Annotated in this window: 22 protein-coding genes; 13 read left to right on the top strand and 9 right to left on the bottom strand. The window is 72.5% G+C overall.

The features are described 5' to 3' along the window. Together HMPREF2863_RS11410 and HMPREF2863_RS03510 are read left to right on the top strand one after the other, a co-directional pair. The coding region (locus HMPREF2863_RS11410) for an integrase core domain-containing protein (RefSeq protein WP_141756352.1) at positions 1–269 on the top strand (269 nt) is incomplete at its 5' end. Positions 270–295: 26 nt separating this feature from the next. Then, on the top strand, positions 296–1,831 hold the full coding sequence (locus HMPREF2863_RS03510; RefSeq protein WP_067191903.1) for a sensor histidine kinase: 1,536 nt from the start codon (positions 296–298) through the stop codon (positions 1,829–1,831). A gap of 87 nt (positions 1,832–1,918) precedes the next feature. Here the strand turns inward: HMPREF2863_RS03510 and HMPREF2863_RS03505 are convergent, their stop codons facing one another. Then, positions 1,919–2,167, bottom strand: coding sequence for a WhiB family transcriptional regulator (locus tag HMPREF2863_RS03505; RefSeq protein WP_067191901.1), 249 nt, complete (start codon positions 2,165–2,167; stop codon positions 1,919–1,921). Between the two features lie 321 nt (positions 2,168–2,488). Between HMPREF2863_RS03505 and HMPREF2863_RS03500 the strand changes: the two genes are divergently transcribed. Continuing rightward, positions 2,489–2,923, top strand: a complete 435-nt coding sequence (locus HMPREF2863_RS03500; RefSeq protein WP_067191899.1) for a hypothetical protein — start codon at positions 2,489–2,491, stop codon at positions 2,921–2,923. A gap of 142 nt (positions 2,924–3,065) precedes the next feature. Here HMPREF2863_RS03500 and HMPREF2863_RS03495 read toward each other — a convergent pair whose 3' ends face one another. Next, complete coding sequence (locus tag HMPREF2863_RS03495; protein ID WP_067191907.1) at positions 3,066–3,437, bottom strand: DUF1844 domain-containing protein; 372 nt, start codon at positions 3,435–3,437, stop codon at positions 3,066–3,068. 230 nt (positions 3,438–3,667) lie between these two features. Here HMPREF2863_RS03495 and infC point away from each other — a divergent pair, with 230 nt between their 5' ends. The 4 genes from infC to HMPREF2863_RS03475 all read left to right on the top strand — a co-directional run bounded on the left by infC (position 3,668) and on the right by HMPREF2863_RS03475 (position 6,455). Continuing rightward, entirely contained in the window at positions 3,668–4,660 is a 993-nt protein-coding gene (gene infC, locus HMPREF2863_RS03490; RefSeq protein WP_082740120.1) for a translation initiation factor IF-3, read from the top strand. 128 nt (positions 4,661–4,788) lie between these two features. Further along, positions 4,789–4,983: a 50S ribosomal protein L35 gene (gene rpmI / locus HMPREF2863_RS03485; protein WP_067191897.1), complete on the top strand. Its 195-nt coding sequence runs from the start codon at positions 4,789–4,791 to the stop codon at positions 4,981–4,983. A gap of 93 nt (positions 4,984–5,076) precedes the next feature. Further along, positions 5,077–5,463 (top strand): 50S ribosomal protein L20, encoded by a 387-nt coding sequence (rplT, locus tag HMPREF2863_RS03480; RefSeq protein ID WP_067191895.1) that lies wholly within the window; start codon positions 5,077–5,079, stop codon positions 5,461–5,463. Positions 5,464–5,540: 77 nt separating this feature from the next. Continuing rightward, positions 5,541–6,455, top strand: a complete 915-nt coding sequence (locus HMPREF2863_RS03475) for a TrmH family RNA methyltransferase (RefSeq protein ID WP_371327615.1) — start codon at positions 5,541–5,543, stop codon at positions 6,453–6,455. Between the two features lie 97 nt (positions 6,456–6,552). On the opposite strand, the gene HMPREF2863_RS03470 is transcribed toward HMPREF2863_RS03475, so the two are convergent. Beyond that, positions 6,553–6,825, bottom strand: a complete 273-nt coding sequence (locus HMPREF2863_RS03470) for a GlsB/YeaQ/YmgE family stress response membrane protein (RefSeq protein ID WP_067191891.1) — start codon at positions 6,823–6,825, stop codon at positions 6,553–6,555. Between the two features lie 123 nt (positions 6,826–6,948). Then, positions 6,949–8,160, bottom strand: coding sequence for an MFS transporter (locus tag HMPREF2863_RS03465; protein WP_067191888.1), 1,212 nt, complete (start codon positions 8,158–8,160; stop codon positions 6,949–6,951). 57 nt (positions 8,161–8,217) lie between these two features. On the opposite strand from HMPREF2863_RS03465, the gene HMPREF2863_RS03460 reads away from it, so the two are divergent. Beyond that, positions 8,218–8,715: a (deoxy)nucleoside triphosphate pyrophosphohydrolase gene (locus HMPREF2863_RS03460; RefSeq protein WP_067191886.1), complete on the top strand. Its 498-nt coding sequence runs from the start codon at positions 8,218–8,220 to the stop codon at positions 8,713–8,715. Here the strand turns inward: HMPREF2863_RS03460 and HMPREF2863_RS03455 are convergent. Beyond that, positions 8,693–9,904 (bottom strand): Rv2578c family radical SAM protein, encoded by a 1,212-nt coding sequence (locus tag HMPREF2863_RS03455; protein WP_082740119.1) that lies wholly within the window; start codon positions 9,902–9,904, stop codon positions 8,693–8,695. The genes HMPREF2863_RS03460 and HMPREF2863_RS03455 overlap by 23 nt on opposite strands. Before the next feature lie 86 nt (positions 9,905–9,990). On the opposite strand from HMPREF2863_RS03455, the gene HMPREF2863_RS03450 reads away from it, so the two are divergent. Then, positions 9,991–10,638, top strand: coding sequence for a pyroglutamyl-peptidase I (locus HMPREF2863_RS03450; protein WP_067191884.1), 648 nt, complete (start codon positions 9,991–9,993; stop codon positions 10,636–10,638). A 46-nt stretch (positions 10,639–10,684) separates the two neighbouring features. Here HMPREF2863_RS03450 and HMPREF2863_RS03445 read toward each other — a convergent pair whose 3' ends face one another. After that, the gene (locus tag HMPREF2863_RS03445; protein WP_070637937.1) at positions 10,685–11,131 is read right to left on the bottom strand and encodes a hypothetical protein; all 447 of its coding nucleotides are present in this window, start codon (positions 11,129–11,131) and stop codon (positions 10,685–10,687) included. Positions 11,132–11,223: 92 nt separating this feature from the next. Then, positions 11,224–11,583: a CHY zinc finger protein gene (locus HMPREF2863_RS03440; protein ID WP_067191882.1), complete on the bottom strand. Its 360-nt coding sequence runs from the start codon at positions 11,581–11,583 to the stop codon at positions 11,224–11,226. A gap of 138 nt (positions 11,584–11,721) precedes the next feature. Between HMPREF2863_RS03440 and pheS the strand changes: the two genes are divergently transcribed. From pheS to HMPREF2863_RS03420, 4 genes are all read left to right on the top strand, one after another. Then, the gene (gene pheS / locus HMPREF2863_RS03435; RefSeq protein ID WP_067191880.1) at positions 11,722–12,801 is read left to right on the top strand and encodes a phenylalanine--tRNA ligase subunit alpha; all 1,080 of its coding nucleotides are present in this window, start codon (positions 11,722–11,724) and stop codon (positions 12,799–12,801) included. Between the two features lie 7 nt (positions 12,802–12,808). Beyond that, the gene (pheT, locus tag HMPREF2863_RS03430) at positions 12,809–15,358 is read left to right on the top strand and encodes a phenylalanine--tRNA ligase subunit beta (protein ID WP_070637933.1); all 2,550 of its coding nucleotides are present in this window, start codon (positions 12,809–12,811) and stop codon (positions 15,356–15,358) included. A 27-nt stretch (positions 15,359–15,385) separates the two neighbouring features. After that, positions 15,386–16,099 (top strand): 4'-phosphopantetheinyl transferase superfamily protein, encoded by a 714-nt coding sequence (locus HMPREF2863_RS03425; protein ID WP_070637930.1) that lies wholly within the window; start codon positions 15,386–15,388, stop codon positions 16,097–16,099. A gap of 162 nt (positions 16,100–16,261) precedes the next feature. Beyond that, positions 16,262–17,569, top strand: coding sequence for a V-type proton ATPase subunit G (locus HMPREF2863_RS03420; protein ID WP_070637927.1), 1,308 nt, complete (start codon positions 16,262–16,264; stop codon positions 17,567–17,569). Positions 17,570–17,639: 70 nt separating this feature from the next. Here the strand turns inward: HMPREF2863_RS03420 and HMPREF2863_RS03415 are convergent, their stop codons facing one another. Both HMPREF2863_RS03415 and HMPREF2863_RS03410 read right to left on the bottom strand, forming a co-directional pair. Then, on the bottom strand, positions 17,640–18,980 hold the full coding sequence (locus tag HMPREF2863_RS03415) for a M1 family metallopeptidase (RefSeq protein WP_067191258.1): 1,341 nt from the start codon (positions 18,978–18,980) through the stop codon (positions 17,640–17,642). Further along, positions 18,977–22,996 carry a Pls/PosA family non-ribosomal peptide synthetase gene (locus HMPREF2863_RS03410; protein ID WP_067191256.1) on the bottom strand — a complete coding sequence of 1,340 codons (4,020 nt, stop codon included), beginning with the start codon at positions 22,994–22,996 and terminating at the stop codon, positions 18,977–18,979. The genes HMPREF2863_RS03415 and HMPREF2863_RS03410 overlap by 4 nt, the downstream gene beginning before the upstream one ends. Between the last annotated feature and the right edge of the window lie 90 nt (positions 22,997–23,086).

Below are 23,086 nucleotides of genomic sequence, written 5' to 3'. Positions count from 1 at the left end.
TGGCGTACAAGAACTCGCAGGCGTTCAAGGAAGCGGTCTCAGCTTTGGGTGCACGGCAGAAGTTCATCCGGCCGCACTGCCCGTGGCAGAACGGCAAGGTCGAGCGGTACAACCGGACGCTGGCGCAGGAATGGGCCTACAGCCAGGTCTGGGCCTCGAATACTGAACGCACGGACGCCCTTGCCCGGTGGCTCCATGAGTACAACACTGAGCGTGGCCACACCGCGCTTGGGGGCAAGACTCCCGCTCAACGAGTGTCATCAACGTGATGGCCGAGTACAACTAGGCTGAGCCCATGGTCACCTCGATCGCCACGGACCCGCTGCGCCGCCACCCGGACCTCTCCGACGAGGACCGGACCTGGCTGCAGATGCTGGTCGGAGACTGGCAGCTGCTGGCGGACCTGTCCCTGGCCGACTTCGTTCTCTGGGCGCCGCTGCCGCGGCCGCACGACGACGCCGGGTACGTGGCCCTGGCCCAGACCAGACCGGTCACCGCCCCGACGCTGTTCCACCGGGACATCGTCGGCTCTCGCGCTCGCGCCGACCTGCGCGTGCTGCTGGACCGGGTGTGGCATGACGGGGAGCCGGCCGAGGGGTCCGGCCCCGTCGAAGCGCCGGACGGCACCCTGCGCGTGCGTCTGTGGCCCGTGGTCCGCGCCGGCCGGGTCATCGCGGTGCTCAGCGGCCACCGCGATCCCCACACGCGGCCGGAGCTCTCGCCGATCGAGCGCAACTACGGCACCGCGGCCGACAGCCTTCTGGACATGGTCCAGCACGGTCGGTGGCCCGACCCCCAGGACCCGCCGGCCTTCTGGATCGGCGGCACCCCGCGGGTGGGGGACGGGCTCATGGTCCTGGATGCCGAGGGCGTCGTCCGGTTCGCCAGCCCGAACGCGGTCTCCGCGCTCACCCGCCTCGGGGTGGCCACCTCGCTCGAGGGCCATGCCGTGGCGCCCGTGCTGACCGGCCTGGCGTCCGCGCAGGGTCCGATGGACGAGGACATGTGGTCCGTGCTCATGGGGCGGCGCAGCGGCCGCACCGAGGTCCAGGTCGGCCGCTCCGTGGTGACCGCCCGGTCGATCCGCCTCTCGGACGCGACCGGCCGCACGGGCTCGATCGTGATGCTGCGCGACGTCACCGAGCTGCGCCGCCAGGAACAGCGCCTGATGAGCAAGGACGCCACCATCCGGGAGATCCACCACCGGGTGAAGAACAACCTGCAGACGGTGGGCTCGCTGCTGCGGATGCAGGCCCGCAGGGCCGGCTCGGACGAGACGCGCCGGGCCCTGATGCAGGCGATGCAGCGTGTGGACACCATCGCCCTGGTCCACCAGAGCCTCAGCGAGGACGTGGAGGGGCACGTGGACGTGGACGGCCTGATGTCCCGCCAGTTCCGCCTTGCGGTGGAGATCGCCGGCGACGGTCGGCCGTTGACCACGGAGGTCACAGGTGAGTTCGGCCTGCTGCCCTCGCACGTCACCACGCCTCTGGCCCTGGTCGTCAACGAGCTCGCCTCCAATGCGGTGGAACACGGCACGGGCCCGGACGGTGGCGTCCTCGGCCTGAACGCCGGCCGGGTCGAGACGCCGGCAGGGGAGGTCCTCGAGGTGTCCGTCACGGACTCGGGTGCGGGAACGGCCACCCCGCCCCGGCAGACCGGGCAGGACCGTGCGGACGCCGTGCTGACGGACCTGACCAGCTCCGGCCTCGGCCTGAAGATCGTGCACACGCTCGTCGAGTCGGACCTCGGCGGCACCCTCGAACGGGAGGAACTGCCCGGAGGCGGCATGCGGGTCACGGTGCGCCTTCCGGTGGGCCCGGCGGACTGAGCCGGCGCCCACGCGTACGACCGCCCCGGACCACGACGAGGGCCGGACCCCGCACAGGGGTCCGGCCCTCGTCGTCTGGGCGGTGCGTCAGGAGGCGCGGCGGGCGCGGGCGGCGCGGCGCTTCATGGCGCGGCGCTCGTCCTCGCTCATGCCGCCCCAGACGCCGGAGTCCTGGCCGGACTCCATGGCCCACTTCAGGCAGGTGTCCACGACCTCGCAGGAGCGGCACACGGTCTTGGCCTCCTCGATCTGGAGCAGGGCCGGGCCGGTGTTCCCCACGGGGAAGAACAGCTCGGGGTCCTTGTCCAGGCAGGCCGCACGGCTACGCCAATCCATCTTCGGTCGCTCTCGCTTTCTGTCACGGTGGTCTCGAACGGGCCCTTGAGAGCCCGTGTCCCGGCAGGGCGGGGCCGGGCCGCGCCGCCCACCTCCGGGCAAACAGAACGGGGACCGAAGATGAACGGCCCCCGAACAACATCGGCGTCAATCCTCCCACGCGCCCTGCACCCCGACAAGGGGTCTGAGGGGCAGTCACGGGCGGCAGGCGTGAGTGATTCGTCACAATGCCGCCTCGTGCAGCAGGCCCGCGCCACGGTGCAGGCCCGGCCCGCCGCACGACTACGGTGGAGGCTGCGACCGCAAGAGCAAGGAGAACCCGTGGACGCCGATTCCGCCACCGCGACCCCCGCCCGCCCCTTCGGCACCGTGCTCGTCACCGCCAGCCTCGGCCTGATCGCCGCGGCGTTGGCCGGGCTGACCGTGACGGCGGCCATGAGCGTGGGCACGGGGACGCTGAACATCGGCGCCCAGCTGTTCCTGGTGGTCCTCTACCTCGCGCTCACCGCCTGGGTCGCGGCCGTCGCGGCCGGCGTCTTCCGCGGCCGCCTGTGGAGCCGCAGCGCCACGGTGGCGATCCTCGTGTTCGCCGTCCTGATCTCCACGTGGATCTTCACCGGGGGCGACGTGCTGCCGGGTCTGATCCTCCTCGCGGTGGCCGGCGTCGGCCTGGTGTCCGTCCTGACGAAGCCGGTGACCGACTACTTCCGCGCCCGCACGGCCCGCCCCGGCCATGACGTGGCCTCCGAGGGCTGAGGGCCTCCTCTTCCCCTTCTCGACGACGGCCCCCGCCGCCCGCTCCCGGCCCACCGGGCCCGCCCGGCCACAGCACGGGTGCGCTCCACCTCGAGGGGTGGGACGCCGTCGTCGTGAAGCCCTCCTCGGGGTGGGCGGGAGGTCAGTTGACCGGGCCGGTGAGCTTCTCGCCCGGGCCCTGGCCCGGGGCGTCCGGGTAGGGTGAGGCCTCGCGGAAGGCGAGCTGCAGGCTGCGCAGGCCGTCGCGGAGCGGGCCGGCATGGGCGCTGCTGATCTCCGGGGCGGCGGCGGTGATGAGGCCGGCCAGCGCGGTGATGAGCTTGCGGGCCTCGTCCAGGTCGACGAGCTCGCGAGCGTCCGGGGAGTCGGCCAGGCCCACCTTGACCGCGGCCGCGGTCATCAGGTGGACGGCGGTGGTGGTGATCACCTCGACCGCGGGGACCTCGTGGATCTCGCGGACCTCGTGGTCGGCGCCGACGGAGAGCGGCTCGGAATGCTGGTGTTCTTCGGTCATGGTGGTAAGCTTCCCACAGACCACCTGGGCCTGCACGAACGTGCCGTGCCCGGGTCGCATGAAAGTGGAGGCCTCCTCCCACCCGCGTCAGCAGGATGTCCGGTGTCCGCCGGGCCGAGTTGCCGGGTCGCCGCCGAACGGCCGTCTTCGGACGCACCGGATCGGCGAAGGGTCCCCCACACGGGACCGGGAGAGGCCTCGTCGTGCCGTCGGCACCGGGGCCTCGAGTCATGTCGGGGTGTCGGGCAGCCGTCGGGTCGGAAGCAACTGGACTCGACTACAGGAGAAGCACCATTAGCGATCCCCGCATCAACGAGCGTATCCGCGTTCCGGAAGTCCGCCTGGTCGGCCCCAACGGCGAGCAGGTCGGCATCGTCCGGATCGAGGACGCACTGCGCCTGGCCGCCGAGGCTGACCTGGACCTCGTCGAGGTCGCCCCGGCCGCGAAGCCGCCGGTGGCGAAGCTGATGGACTTCGGCAAGTTCAAGTACGAGGCCGCGGTGAAGGCCCGTGAGTCCCGCAAGAACCAGGCCAACACGGTCCTCAAGGAGGTCCGCTTCCGCCTGAAGATCGACACGCACGACTACGAGACCAAGGTCGGCCGTGCCCGCAAGTTCCTGACGGCCGGCGACAAGGTCAAGGCCATCATCCAGTTCCGCGGCCGTGAGCAGCAGCGCCCGGAGCTGGGTGTCCGCCTGCTCGAGAAGTTCGCCACGGACGTGGAGGACCTCGGCGCGGTGGAATCCCGCCCGCGCCAGGACGGCCGCAACATGGTGATGGTCGTCGGTCCGCTGCGCACCAAGGCCGAGGCACGCGCCGAGGCCCGCAAGAACGCCGCGCCGCAGCGTGAGCGCTCCGGTGGCGGCTCCCGTCGCGACCAGGCCGCCCGCGAGGCACGCGCCCGCGCCGAGGAGCGCGCCGCCGCGGACGCCAAGCCGGTGTCCAACTCCGTGGGGGACGCCTTCCCGGCCGAGTTCAAGAAGATGGCCCAGCAGGCCCCGAAGCAGGAGGCGCCGAAGCCGGCCGCCCCCGCCAAGGACTCCCCGAAGAAGGCCGCTCCGAAGGCGTCGTCCACGCAGCAGGCCAAGCCGGCCGCCAAGGCCCCGGCCAAGGAGTCCGCTCCGAGGCCGGCCGCGAAGCCGAAGCCGATGGCGGCCCCGCCGAAGCCCGCCGCCCCGAAGGGCGGAGCCTCGGCACCGAAGCCCGGGCCCCGCAGGGCCTGACACGGACTGCCCCGTGCCCGGCACGGGTTCAGAACCGCACAGCTCGTCCGCAACCGGGCGAGTGAACCAGCACCGTGCGCCGCTCCGAGCGGAGTGACGCGCGGCGACGAAGAAGGAGAACGGCAGCCATGCCGAAGATGAAGACCCACAGCGGCGCCAAGAAGCGCTTCCGCGTGACCGGCTCCGGCAAGCTGATGCGTCAGCAGGCCAACCGCCGCCACTACCTGGAGCACAAGTCCTCGCGCCTGACCCGCCGCCTCAAGGGCGACAAGCTCGTCTCCAAGGGCAGCGTCAAGCAGATCAAGCGGATGCTGGGCATCTGAGCCACTGAGCACCCTCGGTGCCGTGGCACCGGACACCTTCCTCCCGGAGCGGCGCGATGAGCGCCCCGGGACCAGACAGATAGGAGCACACACGTGGCACGTGTGAAGCGGGCAGTGAATGCCCACAAGAAGCGTCGTACGATGCTGGACCGCGCCTCCGGCTACCGCGGTCAGCGTTCTCGCCTGTACCGCAAGGCGAAGGAGCAGCTGCTCCACTCGTTCACCTACAACTACCAGCACCGCCACAAGCGCAAGGGCGACTTCCGCAAGCTGTGGATCACCCGCATCAACGCTGCGGCCCGTGCCAACGGCATGACCTACAACCGCTTCATGCAGGGCCTGAAGCTGGCCGGTGTGGAGCTGGACCGTCGCATGCTTGCCGAGATCGCCGTCTCCGACGCCGCCACCTTCACCGCCCTGGTGGAGACCGCACGCAAGGCGCTGCCGGCGGACGTGAACGCCCCGGCGGCCTCCCGCTGATCCAGGGCGGACATGCCGGCCCCGGTGAGCACCGGAGTCGGCCGCACACCATGACCGGACGCCCCGACCAGGAAGTGATGACGAACCCGCGCGCCGAGCGCGTGAGGTCCGTCGCCCGCCTGGCGGGGCGTTCGGCACGTCTGAGGGCGGGTGCCTTCCTGGTGGAGGGCCCGCAGGGATGCCGGGAGGCGCTGCGCGCGCACCTGGGCCGCGGACCTGCCAAGGCCCGCTCTGTGTGGCCGGCGGGGGGAGTGGTCCGTGAGGTCTACGTCTCGGACCGGCTGGCGCAGCGGGATCCGGAGCTGGCCGCCCTCGTGGACGAGGTCGCCTCGTTGCGGCCGTCCGCCGCCGGGCTGAGCCACGACGATGGCCGCTCGCCCTCCGGGCGTCGGGTCGCCGTGCGCCGTGCCTCCGACGAGGTCCTCACCGCCATGTCGGACGCGGTGACGGGACAGGGGATCCTGATCGTCGCCGCGCTGCCGCAGGCCATGGGCCTGGACCAGGTGCTGACACAGGGCCGAGTCCGCCTGGCCGCCGTGCTGTGCAGGGTCCAGGACCCGGGCAACGCCGGCACCATCCTGCGGGCCGCCGACGCCGCCGGAGCCGATGCCGTGCTGTTGACGACCGGTTCCGTGGACCTGTTCAACCCGAAGGTCGTCCGCTCCACGGCGGGCTCGATCTTCCACCTGCCCGTGGTGACGGGCCTGTCACTGGATGCCTCCGTGGACGCGTTGCGGCGGGCGGGCCTGCAGGTGTGGGCCGCAGACGGCCATGCGGACCACACGCTCACCTCCCTGGCATCCGAGACGTTGGGCTCCCCGACGGCCTGGCTGCTGGGGAACGAGGCCCGGGGACTGTCCGAGACGGAGCGTGCGCTGGCGGACCAGGCGGTGGCCGTGCCGCTCTACGGCGCGGCCGAATCCCTCAACGTCGGCACCGCGGCCACCGTGTGCCTGTACGCCTCCGCGATGGCCGCCCGGCGGGCCGGCTGACCACCCGGCAGGCCGGCTGACCAGGGGGGCGGCCCCTGAGCATGGAAGAAGGCCCCCGCCCGAAGGGGCGGGGGCCTTCTTGTGTGCGCCGGACAGGTCAGTGGTTGGCGCCGCGACGGCCGGTGATGGCCTGCCAGATGAACGCCACGATCACGCCGCCCAGGATCGCGAAGATCCAGGTGGACAGGGAGAAGAAGGAGTTCATGGTGTCGATCTTGAAGATCGTGCCGGCGATCCAGCCGCCCAGGAGGCCGCCGACGACGCCGGTGATGAGGGCACCGATCCACCCGGAGCCCTGCTTGCCGGGAAGGATGAGGCGGGCGATGGCACCCGCGATGAGACCGAGGACGATCCAAGCGAAGAAACCCATGTGCTTGTCACCTTTCGATAGTCGGAAATACCTTGCCCGTTCATCATAGCGGCAATCGCGCTGGGATGACTCGTTTTCGCCCGCGAAGAAACCATGCGTGTTCCTGTGTTCCGGGCGGTCGGTTCAGGGGCGGTGCACAGGGTGACGCCGGATCAGGGTGCACGCCAGCAACAGTCCGAGGGCGGCGACTCCGGCGCCGGCGAGCGACGGGACGTCGGCGGAGAAGCCGGCACCGATGAGGCCGGCGCCCACCCAGGCTCCGATGGCGTTGGCCATGTTCAGGGCGGAGTGGTTGAGGGAGCCTGCCAGCTGCGGAGACTCCGGGGCGGCGTCCACCAGCAGCACCTGCAGGGCCGGGGCGATGCCCGAGCCGCACACCGCGACGAGGAACAGCGGAACGAGCACGGCCCACCACCACGGGGAAAGCAGGTACACCAGCGCCAGGAACACGGCAGACAGCAGGAAGGACAGGCGCAGCGTCCGGATGGGGTCCCGGTCCGTCATGGCGCCGCCGATCAGGGTGCCGACCACCATGCCCACGCCGTAGAAGGCCAGGACGAGGGGGATGTGCTGCGGGGCCAGACCGCCGATGTCGGTGAGCAGTGTGGCGATGTACGTGTACAGGCAGAACATGCCGGCGAATCCGAGGATGCCGACGAGTGCGGTCTTCCACAGACGCGCGGAGGCCAGTCCCTTGAGCTCGGAGCGGATGCTGCTGCCGGCGGGGGCGGGCACGGGAGGCACCAGCAGCCAGGTCGCCAGGATGCACAGGGCGGCGCACGCGGCCACCACCACGAACATCCAGCGCCAGCCGGCCTGCTGGCCCAGTGCCGTTGCGACGGGGACGCCGATCAGGTTTGCCGTGGAGAGGCCGGCGAGCACCCAGCCGACGGCCTGGCCGCGGCGGGCGGGGCCGGCCAGGTGTGCCGCGGCCAGCGCCGCCGCGGAGAAGAAGGCGCCGTGCGGCAGGCCGGAGAGGAAGCGGGCGGCCATCATCCAGCCGATGGTCGGGGCCAGGAGGGAACCGAGGTGGCCGACGACGAACAGGCCCATGAGCAGCATGGACGAGCGGCGGCGGTCCACGGTGGACAGCGCGGCGGCCAGGGTCGGGGCGCCCACCACGACGCCGAGGGCGTACATGGAGATCAGCACGCCGCCGGTCTCCGGCGCGACCTCGAGGTCGGCCACCGCCTCCGGCAGCAGGCCCATGATGGTGAACTCGGTGGTGCCGATGGCGAAGCTGCCCATCGCCAGGGCGAGGACGGCCCACAGCAGGCGACGGCCGTGCAGGCGCGGATCGGTGGTCAGGCGGGGAGAGGTCTCGGGCTGATGCACTGGGCAAGCCTACGACCCTCGTGACGCTCCGGCCCGCCACGTCCGTAGGCTGGGGTCATGACGTCCCCCACATCACTCCCTCCGACCGTGCAGCCCGACCCGTCGAAGCCGCTCGTCGTGGGGGTTGCGCTCCTCGACGCCGCCGACGCCCCCAGGGCGTTGCTCGCGGCGCGCCGCAGTGCGCCGGAATCGCTGGCGGGGCTCTGGGAGTTCCCGGGTGGAAAGGTCGAGCCGGGGGAGGAGCCCCGGGCGGCGCTCGAGCGCGAGGTCCGTGAGGAGCTCGGGGCCCGAGTCCGGCTCGGAACGGAGGTCGGAGCCCCGGACGCCCGCGGCTGGCTTTTGGCGAACGGTGCCTTCATGCGCGTCTACGTGGGGGTGCTGGCCGAGGGGTCGGCCGAGCCCGCCCCGCTCGAGGACCATGACCGGCTGGAGTGGACCGCGCTGACGCGTCAGGACCTGCATGCGCTCGACTGGATCCCGGCGGATCGGCCGATCGTGGATGCGCTGCTGGAGCGGCTCTCCCCGGAGCGGCTCAGAACAGCGCCGGCTGTGTGAGGGGCGCACGCCTCGCCGCCCCGGCGGCGTCGGAGACGGCGGCGCGCCCCGGATGCGTCCGAGCCGCGGCGCCGGCGAACCGCCCGGTGGCGGAGGGCCGCCCGGCTCGGCTCGTCCGGGTCTCGGCGGCGGCTGCGAGGAGGCCCTCTCCGACCGGCAGCGGACGGGATTCGATGCGCGGGCCGTCCTCGCGCTGGATGCCCTGCGCCCCGCCGATCCGCAGCCCGTACCGCCGGGCAGCGGCGACGCCGCGGCGTTCGAGACCGGCACGGTAGGACGCGGGCGCGTAGGAGGACCGACGGTACATGCGGCGGTATCCGTCCACCAGCTGCGGATGCTCGGCGGCGATCCAGTCCAGGTACCACTGGCGAGCGCCCGGGCGCAGGTGCAGTGCGCCGGTGAGAACAGAGGAGGCCCCGGCCGCGGCGACGGCGCGCATGAGCAGATCCAACTGCTCGTCCCCGTCCGTGAGCCAGGGAAGGATCGGCATTGCCATCACGTGCACGCGCGCTCCCGCCGCGGCGAGCTTCTCGATGAGCTTCAGCCGGGCCGTCGGCGACGGCGTTCCCGGCTCGACCGCCTCGGCGATCGACGGGTCCAGCAGGGCCAGGGAGACGCCGACGTCCACGGGTACGGACCGTGCCGCAGCAGCGAGCAGCGGCACGTCGCGGGCCAGGAGGGTGCCCTTCGTCAGGATCGAGAACGGCGTGCCGGACTCGGCGAGGGCGGAGATGATGCCGGGCATGAGCCGGTAACGGCCCTCGGCACGCTGATACGGATCCGTGTTGGTGCCCAGGGCGACGGTCTCACGGCCCCAGGTGGGGCGGGCCAGCTCGGCGCGCAGGACCTCGGGGGCGTTCACCTTGACCACGATCTGCCGGTCGAAGTCCGCACCGGCGTCCAGGTCCAGGAATTCGTGGGTGCTCCGGGCGAAGCAGTAGCGGCAGGCGTGCGTGCAGCCGCGGTAGGGGTTGACGGTCCAGCGGAACGGCATCTGCGAGGCCTCCGGGACCCTGTTCAGGACCGTCTTCGCCTCCACCTCGTGGAAGGTGACGCCGGCGAACTCCGGCGTGGTGACGGTCCGCTGCAGGCCCGGGAGCGGCAGCAGGGCGGGTGTGCCGGCCGGTGTGCCGGTCCCCGTCTGCTCGGCGCCGCTCCCGGCCCGCAGGGTCTGCGCTTCCCATCGCATGGCAACGAGTAGAACACATGTTCGAATCACTTCGCAAGTGTGTTCGAGGCCCTTTCTGCCGGCGCCGCTTCGCTAGGGTTCGTCCCATGACCGCTGCCTCTCGCATCCTGCTCACCGGCTTCGACCCCTTCGGCGGGGACGCCACGAACCCGTCCTGGGCCGCCGCCCGCGGCGCCACCACGATCCTCCGGGCCGCCGGACACGAGGCCCATGCCGTGCAGGTCCCGTGTGTGTTCGCCGCCTCCGGCCCGGCGCTGCAGGCCGCCCTGACCGAGCACCGCCCGGACGTGGTGGTCTGCGTCGGCCTGGCCGGCGGCACCGCCCACGTCCGGCTCGAGCGGGTGGCCGTGAACCTGCAGGACGCGCGCATCCCGGACAATGCGGGGGACCAGCCGGTGGACCGCCCGGTTGTGGCGGACGGCCCCGCCGCCCTCTTCTCCACCCTTCCTGTCAAGCGGGCCCTCGCCGCCCTCGACGCTGCCGGCATCCCCGCCCAGCTGTCCCTGTCCGCCGGCTCCTTCGTCTGCAACCACCTGATGTACTCGGTGCTCCATGAACCCGGTTCCGCCCGGGCCGCCGGCTTCGTGCACGTGCCCTGGGACCTCGAGCACCGGGCCGACGACTCCGTCCCCGCCCTGCCCGCGGCGCAGCTGGCGCAGGCCGTCGCCCTGGTCGCGCTCGAGTCCCTCGACGCCTCCCCGGACGCCGATCTCCCCGGCGGCGCCCTGCATTGACGGGCCGGGAAGGGCCCGGGCGTCCGCCGCCGAGCCGGCCCCGTGCTCAGGCGAGGGTGCCGCCGGGGCCGGGCGGGCCGTCGTCGTGCCTCCCCGCGGGACGACGGTCCAGCCGCCGGCCGTGCCAGGCGCGGATCGGCGCGCGCTCCCGATAGCCTCCCAGGGCCAGCCCCGCGGTGCGCTCGAACAGGTTCGCCGATGCCGTGTCCCCGCATCGCCACAGCGACCAGCCGACCGCCAGGAAGTACAGCGGGAGGAACGGCAGGCCGAGGCAGACGGCGTACTGCGTCGCGTGGCCGGACTCGTGCCGCCACAGCTCGGGCGTCATCCGCAGCCCGGGGCGTGTGAACACCACGTTGCCCACCGTGAACGCCGCCCCGTCCGGGAAGGCGAGCGGGTAGTTGCGGGCCTGCACCAGCCCGTGCGGCGCCGGAGTCAGCGGACACCGCAGCACCGCTGCGGCCACCAGTCCCAGCACCGTGGAGAGATTCACCAGGTTCCAGGCCTGCCGGAGGGGACGCGACGACGGCCTCTGGCCGCGCGTGTGCCCCTCGCCGGGGCGGAGCGCAGGGCGGAACGGGCGGCTCATGGGCCCGTCGCAGGCGAGAAGTACAGGTGCCGGTGCAGCCGGCAGCCGGGGTTGAAGTCGGCACCGCATGCGGGGCAGGACTCGGCGTCCAGGTAGTCCTGCGTGTGCATCCGGTGGCCGCAGACGCCGCACAGCGCCGGCATCCGATGGACGTCCTCCACCGGCGCCGGCACGGCGTCGTGCCCGGCCAGCGCGTCGTGACACCGGCGGCAGGCCCAGTAGTCCGGGCAGCAGGCCAGCTGCAGGGCCACCACGTCCGTCGGACCGGCGTAGTGCACGCAGCGGCTCTGCCGGTCGACGAGCAGCCCACGGAGCTCGACGCCGTGCACAGGCACGAGGGACGGGACGCTGGACATGGCCACACCCTAGCCCGCCGGCGCTGTCCGCAGCACGGACGCCGCCGTCCCGGCCGCCGGACCGCGCGCCGGCGAGCACTAGACTGGACGCCGAACCAGATCCCACAGACACCGACCATCGAAGGGTGCAGTCACGTCATGACGCAGTCCCCCGAGACCGGCGCGCCCGCCGAGGGCGCCCCGCAGATCTCCCCGGCCGACGCCGACGCCGTCGGCGCCGCAGTGGAGGCGGCGCTCGCCGACTTCGCCGCCGCCGCCGACCTGGACGAGCTCAAGGCCGCCCGTCTGAAGCACACCGGCGAGAAGGCCCCGCTGACGCTGGCGAACCGCCGGATCGGCACGCTCCCGAAGGAGGACAAGGCCACCGCCGGCAAGACCATGGGCGCCGCCCGCGGCCGCATGGAGAAGGCCCTCAAGGCCCGCACGGCGGTCCTGGAGGAGGAGCACGCCGCCCGCATGCTCGTGGAGGAGACCGTGGACGTCACCACGGCCGCCTCCCGCCGCCTGAGCGGCGCCCGCCATCCGCTGTCCCTGCTGCAGGAGCGCGTCTCGGACATCTTCGTCGGCATGGGCTGGGAGATCGCCGAGGGCCCGGAGCTCGAGCACGACTGGTTCAACTTCAACGCCCTGAACTTCCCGCCGGACCACCCGGCGCGCGAGATGCAGGACACCTTCTTCGTGGAGCCGCTGGAGTCCAACCTCCTGCTGCGCACCCACACCTCGCCGGTGCAGGTCCGGGCCATGCTGGAGCGCGGCGCCCCCGTGTACGTGCTCTGCCCGGGCCGCACCTTCCGTACCGACGAGCTGGACGCCACCCACACCCCGGTGTTCCACCAGTTCGAGGGACTGGCCGTGGACAAGGGCCTGACCATGGCTGACCTGCGCGGCACCCTCGAGTACTTCGCCCGGCAGATGTTCGGCCCGGACGCCGAGATCCGCCTGCGCCCCAACTTCTTCCCGTTCACCGAGCCTTCGGCCGAGATGGACATCTGGCATCCCCAGGCCAAGGGCGGACCCCAGTGGATCGAGTGGGGCGGCTGCGGCATGGTCCACCCGAACGTCCTGCGCTCGGCGGGCATCGACCCGGAGGTCTACTCCGGCTTCGCCTTCGGCATGGGCATCGAGCGCACCCTGATGTTCCGCAACGAGGTCCCGGACATGCGGGACATGATCGAAGGCGACGTCCGCTTCTCCCAGCACTTCGGAATGGAGCTCTGATCTTCTCGTGCGTATCCCGCTTTCCTGGCTGCGCGAGTTCGCGCAGGTCCCGGCCGACGCCACCGCCGAGGACGTCCTCGCCGACCTCGTGAAGGTCGGCCTCGAGGAAGAGGAGGTCCACCGCCCGGCGGACGAGCTGTCCGGTCCCATCGTGGTCGGTCAGGTGCTGGAGATGGTCCCCGAGCCGCAGAAGAACGGCAAGACCATCAACTGGTGCCAGGTCCGTGTGGTGCCCGAGGGCGCCGAGCAGACCCTGACCGGCGAGGGCATCGACCCCTCCGGCGTGCAGGGCATCGTCTGCGGTGCCCACAACTTCCAGGTCGGGGACAAGGTCGTGGTGACCCTCCCCGGCGCCGTCCTGCCGGGCGACTTCCGCATCTCCCCGCGCAAGACCTACGGCCACGTCTCCGCCGGCATGATCGCCTCCGTCCGCGAGCTCGGCATCGGCGAGGACCACGACGGCATTCTGGTGCTGTCCACCCTCGGCCTGGACCCGGAGGTCGGCACCGACGCGCTCGAGCTGCTGCACCTGCACGAGGAGGCCGCCGAGGTCAACGTGACTCCGGACCGCTCCTACGGCTTCAGCATCCGCGGCATCGCCCGTGAATACGCGCACGCCACCGGCACCGCCTTCACCGATCCGGCGGCCGGCATCGTGGTCCCGGAGCCGAACGAGGACGGCCAGCCGGTGATCCTGGACGACACCGCCCCGATCTACGGCGTCCCCGGCTGCGACCGCTTCGTGACCCGCACCGTCTCCGGCATCGATCCGAGCGTCCCGACCCCGCCGTGGATGGCCGCGCGCCTGCGCCTGGCGGGCATCCGCCCGCACTCGCTGACCGTGGACATCTCCAACTACGTGATGTGGGAGCTCGGCCAGCCGCTGCACTTCTACGATGCGGACAAGCTGACCGGCGCCATCACCGTCCGCCGTGCCGCCGAGGGCGAGACTCTGCGCACCCTGGACGACAAGGAGCGCACCCTCCACACCGAGGACCTGCTCATCACGGACGAGTCCGGCCCGATCGGCCTGGCCGGCGTCATGGGCGGCGCCGCCACCGAGGTCTCCGAGTCCACCACCCGCGTGACGATCGAGTCCGCGCACTTCGACCCGGTCTCCATCGCCCGCACCCGCCGCCGCCACCGGCTGCCCTCCGAGGCCTCCAAGCGCAACGAGCGCGGCGTGGACTGGGAGGTCGCGGACGTCGCCGCCGAACGTGCCGTGCAGCTGCTCGTGGAGCTCGCCGGCGGCACCGCCGAGCCCGGCGTCACGGACATCGGTGCCCGTCCGACGTACCCGGTGGTGGAGCTGGACCCGACCTACCCGTCCCGCCGCATCGGCGTGGACTACCCGAAGGAGCGCGTCGTCGAGCTGCTCACCGAGCTCGGCGCGGACGTCGAGGACGCCGGCGAGACCCTGACGGTCACCTCGCCGTCCTGGCGCCACGACCTGACGATCCCCGAGGACCTCGTCGAAGAGGTCGCCCGCCTGGACGGCTACGACAAGATCCCGTCCACCCTGCCGGTCGCCCCTCCTGGCCGCGGCCTGACCCGCGCGCAGGCCCAGCGCCGCCGTGTGGCGGACGTGCTGGCCGGCGCCGGCCTGACCGAGGTCCTGGACTACCCGTTCGTGTCCGAGGCGCAGAACCGTCTGTTCGGCGCGCCGACCGAGGCGGAGGGCGCCGCCCAGACGATGGTGCGCCTGTCCAACCCGATCTCCCAGGAGTTCGGCTTCCTGCGCACCACCCTGCTGCCGAACCTGCTGGAGACCGCCCGCCGCAACGTCTCCCGCGGCTTCAAGGACGTGGCCCTCTACGAGATCGGCCTGGTGTTCCTGCCGGGGGAGCAGATGGGCTCCGAATCCAACGAGCCGAACGGGGTGAAGCCCTCGGATGAGGCGATCGCGGACCTGAACGCCGGGATCCCGGCCCAGCCGCGCCGCGTGGCCGCGGTCTTCGCCGGCCACGAGGCCGCCCCGGCCGCCGGCTTCGCCCCGCGCGCCTTCGACTGGCAGGACCCGATCGCCGCCGCCCTGCAGGTCGCCCGCGCCGTGGGCGTGGAGCTGACCGTGGCCCAGGGTTCCCACCAGGCATTCCACCCGGGCCGCACGGCCGAGCTGCGCCTGGCCGACGGCACCGTGGTCGGCCACGCCGGTGAGCTGCTGCCGGCATGGCTGGAGTCCGCAGACATGCCGGCCCGCACCTGCGCCATGGAGCTGGACCTGGACGCCGTCCTCGCCGCCGCCCCGGAGCGCGTGGTCGCCTGCCCGCTGTCCACGTTCGGTGCCACCACCCAGGACGTGGCCCTCGTGGTGGACCAGGACGTCGTCGCCGGCGAGGTGAAGGCCACCCTCGTGGAGGGCGCCGGCGAGCTGCTCGAGTCCGTCGAGCTGTTCGACGTGTACGTGGGCAAGGGCATCGAGGAGGGCAAGAAATCGCTGGCCTTCGCGCTGCGCTTCCGCGCCCCGGACCGCACCCTCACCGCGGACGAAGCCTCCGAGGCCCGAGCGGCCGCCACCGAGCTGGCCGCGCAGCGTCACGGCGCCGTCCAGCGCTGACGGAACCTGCGCTGCCGAGGCAGGACGATGACGACGGCGCCGACCGCCCCCGGACACGGGGTGCTGGTCGGCGCCGTCGGCGTCTGCCGGGCTGAACGGACCGCGCTCCTGCTGGCCCGGCTGGAGGCGCTGCGCGGCCTCGCCGCCGGGTCGCTGCGCTTCGAGCGCACCTGCCCGGCCTGCGGTGCGTGGGATCACGGCGAGCCCGCCCTCGCCTGGGCCGCCGAGTCCCGCAACCACGACGACGGCCCTCACCCCGGCGGCCGGCTCGCCCACGTGTGGGGCCGGCTCCGGGGGAGCCGTCAGGACGTCCCGCCCGCGCTGCCGGCCGTCAGTCTGTCCCACACCGCCGGAGAGCGCCCGTTGACGGTGCTCGCCTGGCGCGCCGCCGGGCAGGGGGCGGTCGGTGTGGACGTGGAGGACCTGGACAGCCCGCGCACGCGGCGGGCACTGGAGCCGGGCCCGGACGGCCGCGCCGCTTCGGACGCCGTCGCGTTCTCCGCCGAGCAGCTCGCCGTCTGGGACGGTCTGCCACGCCACCGGGCCTATGCCGCGCGCGTCGACGCCTGGTGCCGGGCCGAGGCACTCGTGAAGGCGCGCGGCACCGGATTCGCCACCGCGGACCCCTCCGCAGCGCAGCCGAGGCCGGGCGAACGGGTCCTGCCGCTCACCGCGGCGCAGGTGCCGGGACTGCCGGAGGCGGTCCGCGGCGTCCTGGTCCTGGCCCCGTCCGTCCGGTGATGCCCACAGGTGGAGGGGAGGGGCCGTCGTCGGGAAGAGGACTCATGCAGAGCGCAGAGCATCCGAGTGCGCACCGGCGGGATAAGCTGTACATGAGCAATGCGGGAGCAGCGAGTACCCCGACAGTCTCAGATCACAATGACGTGAGAACGGAGAACTCTGATGGCGAAGAAGTCCCTGCCCTTGGTGGGCCTGTCCGTTGCAGCTGCCTTGTTCCTGACCGGCTGCGGTCAGGAAGGAGCGGCGGACTACGCGGCCGAGGTCGAGGCCCAGGCGCGCGAGACCCTTGACGAGCGGGCGAGCGAGGCTCGCGAGGGCGCGCAGTCCGAGGTAGAGGCAGTCAGGTCTGAGACCGAGCGCGTTCAGGGCGAGCTGAAGAAGGCCCTGGAGGCCGGCGACCGTCAGGTGCTGGAAGGCCTGATCACCGAGGAGACCAAGAAGCGCTGGGAGCAGTCGGGCACCGCCGACGCCTGGAAGGGGGCCACCGGCGTCGAAGTGAGGGTGGACGATGTCGAGGTCCCTGACTTCGAAGCCCCGGAGATCTCCTCTGTGGCGGACTACATCGGCGAGGACGTGTCCCGGGAGGACTACTTCGGGGATCAGGAGTATGTCCCCCACGTCGAGGGCGTTCCGTACCAGGACTACGAGTTCTCCGGGTACGAGCGTCCCGAGTCCGTGAGCGGCACGATCCGCTTCGACGGCGGGGAAGACCGCTGCCTCACGCTGAAGAAGGACGACGAGGGCTCCTACAGGGTCGATGCCGTGAGCAGCTGCGTGGCACCGTTCACGTCCCAGCTCGGAGGTGCGGGCCACGGCCACGGCGACGGCTCGGCACAGCCCGGTTCCCCGGTCCCTGCGGACTGGGTTCGCATCGGAGACCGCAGCCTCGCCGATGTCTTCGGCGGCCATCAGTCGGGTGGCCCCGCCCTGATCGCGGCGGGCGAGTACGAGATCTCTCTCGACGACTCCTTGGGTGAGGACAACGTCGAGCTCAAGGACTCTGACGGAACCGTCGACCTGTCCCAGGGGCTGCCGTTGCTCGTGGCAACCGAGGAGGTCGTGAAGCAGGCCCGTGAGCATGTGGCCGAGTGGAACAAGCAGCGGGAGTCGGTCACGGAGGGTGACAGCCGCTGTGACTTCAATAACGCCGAGCTCAAGGTGAACGGCGTGACGGTGAGGACGACCGGCACGGCGTGCAATAACTCGTGGATCGACCATGACAAGTCCGAGCTGCAGTTCCTGAAGACCGATCAGAACGTGCGCACCGAGGTGCAGAAGAAGGACTACGGATACGACCTGTACGTCACCTTCACTGCAGACGACGGCGGCCCCGTGATGGAGGTGAAGGAGTGGGACACGTTGCGTGATGAGTGGGTGGCCAAGCGCCATGACGCGATCGTCGTCCTCTTCGAGATCGACGAGTCTGGTGAGCGTTCGCTCCACCCCAAGGAGTCGATCCAGCGTCGCTGACGAGAACTGCGGAGATCGAGGGCGGGGACCAGAGGGTCCCCGCCCTCATCCGTGCTGCGGCGGGGGCCGCTCAGCCCGGGAACGCCGGCAGGGCCGCCTCCACGGTCCAGGCGTCGAACAGGGCGTCCACGGCCGCGGCGGTGACGCCTGCGGCCGGGGCCCACGAGTGCACGTGGGCCCGGAACATCGCGGTGTCCACGGTGCCGAAGCGGTGCTCGGCCACCCAGCCGCGCACCATGCGGCCGAATACGGCGTCCCCGAGCAGACGGCGCAGCGCCAGCACCGTCAGGGCGCCGCGCTTGTACACGCGGTCGTCGAACATGTCCTTCGGCCCCGGGTCGGTGAGCGCCACGTCCTGCGGCTGCTCGGCCAGGCCCTGCCAGGCGCGGCGGGCATGGGCCTGGACGGACTCGCGGCCGGAGGCCTCGGACCAGAGCCACTCGCTGTAGCAGGCGAAGCCCTCGTGCAGCCACAGGTCCGCCCAGTGGCCCAGGGTCACGGCATTGCCGAACCACTGGTGGGACAGCTCGTGGGCGATCAGCCGCTCGTCCTCCCACTGGCCCGTCAGGTGGTTGGTGCCGAACAGGGACAGGCCGGCGCACTCCAGGGGGATCTCGAGGTCATCGTCGGCCACCACGGCTGTGTAGGCGTCGAAGGGGTAGGGGCCGTAGGCCGCCTGGAACACCTCGGCCATGCGGTGCTGTGCGCCCAGCGCGGTGAGCGCACGCTGCTGCGTCTGCGGAGTCACGGCGAGGGTGATCGGCGGGCCGTCGCTGCGGCCGGGGAGCTCGATCAGCCGGTACCGGCCGATCTGCAGGGTGAGCAGGTACGGGGGGACGGGCTCGTCCAGGACCCAGCGCCAGGTGGTGCGGGAACCGGACTGCTTCACCGGGGTGCCGGTGCCGTTGGACACGGGCAGGTAGCCGGCGTCGCAGGTGACGGTGATGTCCGCGCTCATGCGGTTGTCCGGGGAGTCCACGCAGGGCATCCACGTGGAGGCGCCGTGCGGCTGGCCGGCCACGAGGACACCGTCGGTGAGCTCCTCCCAGCCGACGGTGCCCCAGGGGCTGCGCCGTGGCTTCGGGGTGCCGCGGTAGTCCAGGGTGAGCTCCAGTTCGGTCCCGGCGGGCAGGGACTCGCCGAGCTCCACCACCACACGGTGCGGGCGGCGACGTGGCTGGGAGGCCTTGACCCGCGGCAGCGGCCGCCCGGCGGCCTGGGCCCTCACCTTCGTGACGGAGAGCCTGTGCAGGTCCAGCTCCACGCGAGCGGACTGGGCGAGCAGGCGGCCGTGCAGCACTGCGGTGCCGGCGATCCGGTTGGCGGCCAGGCGGACGTCCAGCTCGAGGCGGACGGCGTCCAGCGCCAGCACGTCCGAGCCGACTGCGGGCAGGTAGGGATCGGTGCTCATGAGGCCTTTCGGGGACGGGAGTCGGGGGAGCGCCATGCGGCACGCCAGGCGCGCGGGGCGGGGTCGGACCACGGGGAGACGGGGTTGCCGATCCACCAGGTGCCGGCGGGCAGCTCCTCGCCGCGCATGACCAGAGAACCGGCGCCCACGGTGGTGCCGGCGCCGAGGCGGGCGGCGGGCAGGACCACGGAGTTCGGGCCGAGGGTGGCGCCGGCGGCCAGATCCACCGCGTCGAGGGACATGACCCGGTCGTGGAAGAGGTGGGTCTGCACCACGCAGCCGCGGTTGACGGTGGCCCCGTCGCCGAGGGAGACCAGGTCCGCCTCGGGCAGCCAGTAGGACTCGACCCAGCAGCCGTGGCCGATCCGTGCGCCCATGGCACGCAGGAACCAGACCATGGCGGGTGTTCCGGCGGCGGCGCGCGCGAACCAGGGGGCGGCGAGGTACTCGGTGAAGGTGTCCGCCACCTCGTTGCGCCAGATGAACGGGGACCACAGCGGATGCTCACCGGCGTCGATGCGGCCGACGAACACCTTCTTCGCCAGGACGGTGAGCGTGGCGGCCACCGCGCCGGCGGCCAGCAGGACGAGGCCGCCGGCCACGGCGGTGAGCCCCCAGGAGACGGTGGCCAGCAGCGCCAGGGCACCGCCGACGAGCAGGTGGAGCGCGGCGTGCAGCCAGACCGGGATCGCGCGCAGCAGCTCCCAGCAGGTGCGGGCGCGGCGCAGGGCGGCCGGCGGGTCGTAGGTGAGGGAGGTGTCCGCCTGCACTTCGGTGCGTCGCAGGCGGACCGGCGGGGAGCCCATCCAGGAGGTGCCCGCCTTGGTCTTGGTGGGAGTCGTGGACAGCACGGCGACGAGGGAGTCGCGCCGCAGGGTGCGGCCGGCCGGGACCATGCCGGAGTTGCCCACGAACGAGCGCTTGCCCACCTTGGCGCGAGCCACGTGCATCCAGCCGTCCTGCAGCTCGTAGGAGGAGACCATGGTGTCGTCGGCGAGGAAGGCGCCGTCGCCCACTCGGGTCATCGACGGCAGCAGCACCACGGTGGAGGCCTCGACGTCCCGGCCGACCTCCGCGCCGAGCCAGCGCAGCCAGGTGGGTGTGAACCGGGAGGCATAGATCGGGAAGAGCTGGTCACGGGCGGCGTCGAGCAGGCGCTCGGTGGCCCAGATCTGCCAGCCCACCCGGGACCGGGCCGGATGGTAGCCCTCGGTGATGCCGATCGACAGCAGCCGGGTGGTGACCAGGACGAGCAGCATGTGCACCCCGAACCAGACGGCCGCCAGCAGCGGGCTGACGGCCAGCAGCCGGCCCAGGACCACGACGACGGACCCGGCCGGGCCCAGGTCCGTCACCTCGGTGCCCCACCAGGTCAGGGACCACAGGCCGAGCGCGCCGGCCACGGCCGCCGCAATGAGCGGCAGGGCGGCGAGCACGGAGGAGGCCAGGGTGGAGAGGAGGCGGTAGCCCGTGGCGCGCGGCGGGGCCACGTTGGGTCCGGTGTCCTTGACCTTGCCGACGCGGACGGCGGGGGAGCCGGCGTGGATGCGGTGGCCCCGCAGCCGCCCGACCACCGTGGAGCCGGGCTCGACGTGGGCGCCCTCGCCCACGGAGGAGCCGGGCATCAGGGTGGAGCGGGCGCCGACGACGGCGCCCGCCCCGACCTTGACGGTGCCGATGTGCACGCGGTCGCCGTCCACCCAGTAGCCGGAGAGGTCGACTTCCGGCTCGATGGAGGCGCCCTCGCCGATCTCGAGCAGCCCGGTCACAGGCGGCAGGGAGTGCAGGTCCACGTCCTTGCCGATCCGGGCGCCGAGCACGCGGGCGAAGGCAGGCACCCAGACGGCGCCGGCCAGGGAGTAGGGGTCCACGAGGTCCACCACGTGCTGGGCGAGCCAGAGGCGCAGGTGGACGCGGCCGCCGCGGGGATGCACGCCGGGCTTCACCCCGGCCAGCAGCAGCCGGCAGGCCAGCGCGGCCAGGGCCATGCGTCCCGGCGGGGAGACCACGGCGAGCCAGGCGACGGCGAGCAGCCACCAGTCCACGGTGGGCACGGCGGGAGCCAGCCCCGTGGCGGCCAGGACGTTGAGGACCAGGGCGGTCCACACGGCGGCGCGCAGGGCAGGGAGGATGAACACGGGCACGCCCACGAGGGTCTGTGCCCACTGGGCCTTCTTCCGGGTGCGGGCCACGTGCCGGTCCTCGACCGGGACGGCCGCGGCGGCGCCGGCGAGGGACTCGACCAGGTCGCCGATCCGGGGGGTGGCGTAGATGTCCTGGACGGTCACCTGCGGATAGCGGGAACGCAGGCGGGCCACCAGCTGTGCGGCGGCCAGGGAGCCGCCCCCGGCCGCGAAGAAGTCGGTCTTGGGACCGCGGGGCGCGGCGCCGAGGACGTCGGCCCACTGGCGCTCGATCCAGCCGGCGTCCGTGGACTCGTCGATCGGCGGGGCGTCCTCGTCCGGCTGGGCGCCGGGCAGCGGCCAGGGCAGGGCATTGCGGTCGACCTTGCCGGAGGTCTTCGTCGGGAGGGTGTCCGTGACGGCCAGCCGGGGGACCAGGGCGGCCGGCAGCTCTTCTGCCAAGAGCTGCCGGGCGGCCTCGAGGTCCAGGTCCTCCGGGGCGCCGGACGGCACGAGGTAGCCCACCAGGATCTGGTGGCCTGCCGGGGTGGTCTGCACGGCGGCGGCGCCGCCTTGGACGCCGGGCAGGGCCTGCAGCGCCGCGTCGACCTCGCCGAGCTCGATGCGTCGGCCGCCGAGCTTCACCTGATCGTCTGCGCGGCCCACGAAGAGCAGGCCGGCAGGGTCGAAGACCACGAGGTCGCCGGAGCGGTAGGCGCGCTCCCAGCCGAGGGTGTCCATGGGCGCGTACTTCTCCGCGTCCTTGGCCGGGTCCAGGTAGCGGGCCAGGCCGACGCCGCCGATGATCAGCTCACCGGTCTCGCCGTCGGCCACGGGGATCCCGGTGGCGGGGTCCACGACGGCCAGGTCCCAGCCGTCCAGCGGCAGGCCGATGCGCACCGGCCCTTCGCCGGTCATCTCGGCGGCGCAGGCCACCACGGTCGCCTCGGTGGGGCCGTAGGTGTTCCACACCTGGCGTCCCTGCTCGGTCAGGCGGGCGGCGAGTTCGGGCGGGCACGCCTCCCCGCCGAAGATCAGCAGGCGCACATTCTCCAGGGCCTCGGAGGGCCACATGGCCGCCAGGGTCGGCACGGTGGAGACCGCGGTGATGCGGCGCTCGGCGAGCCAGGGGCCGAGGTCCATGCCGGAGCGCACGAGTGCGCGTGGAGCAGGGACGAGGCAGGCGCCATGGCGCCAGGCGAGCCACATCTCCTCGCAGGAGGCGTCGAAGGCCACGGACAGTCCCGCCAGCACGCGGTCGCCGGGGCCGAGCGGATCGTCCGCCAGAAAGATCCGCGCCTCCGCGTCCACGAACGCGGCGGCGTTGCGGTGGGTGACGGCCACACCCTTGGGGGTGCCGGTCGATCCGGAGGTGAAGATGATCCACGCGTCGTCGTCGGGCAGGGGGTGTCGGGCCTGTCGGGGCGGAGCCGTCGCCGTGGTCTGCCCGTCCGCACCGACGGCGGTGACGGGCTCGGCGTCCGCGGCGGCGTCCGTGCCGCGCTCCAGGGTGTGTTCGTCGGTGAGGACACCGGTCACCTTCGCCTCGGCGAAGACGAGGCGGGCACGCTCGTCCGGGTCGTCCGCGTCCACCGGGACGTAGGCGCAGCCGGCGGCGAGCACGCCGAGGATCGCCACGTAGAGGTCGACCGTCCCGGAGGGGATCCGCACGCCGATGCGCTCGCCGGCGCCGATGCCGGCGGCCGTCAGGCGGGCGGCGCATGCCTCGGCGCGCTCGATAAGGTCGGTGTACTCGAGGATCTGGGTGCCGTCGTCGAGGGCCGGGGCGTTCGGATGCTCTGCGGCGGTGGCGGTCAGGACGTCCCACAGGGTCCGCGGCGCGGGCGCACGGTCCCCTCCGGGCAGCTGGGCGCGGTGAGGTGCGGTCACCATTCCTCCGGGTGGTATGAGGGCCTCGAAGACGAGGGCACGAGCACAGGGCGTCGGTGCCTCGCCTGTCGCATTGTAGTGGCGGGGCCGGCC

The organism is Micrococcus sp. HMSC067E09, assembly GCF_001812555.1.
Lineage (GTDB): Bacteria > Actinomycetota > Actinomycetes > Actinomycetales > Micrococcaceae > Micrococcus > Micrococcus lylae.
The sequence above is the reverse complement of the archived record's forward strand: the minus strand, read 5'-3'. Positions and strand labels throughout refer to the sequence as shown.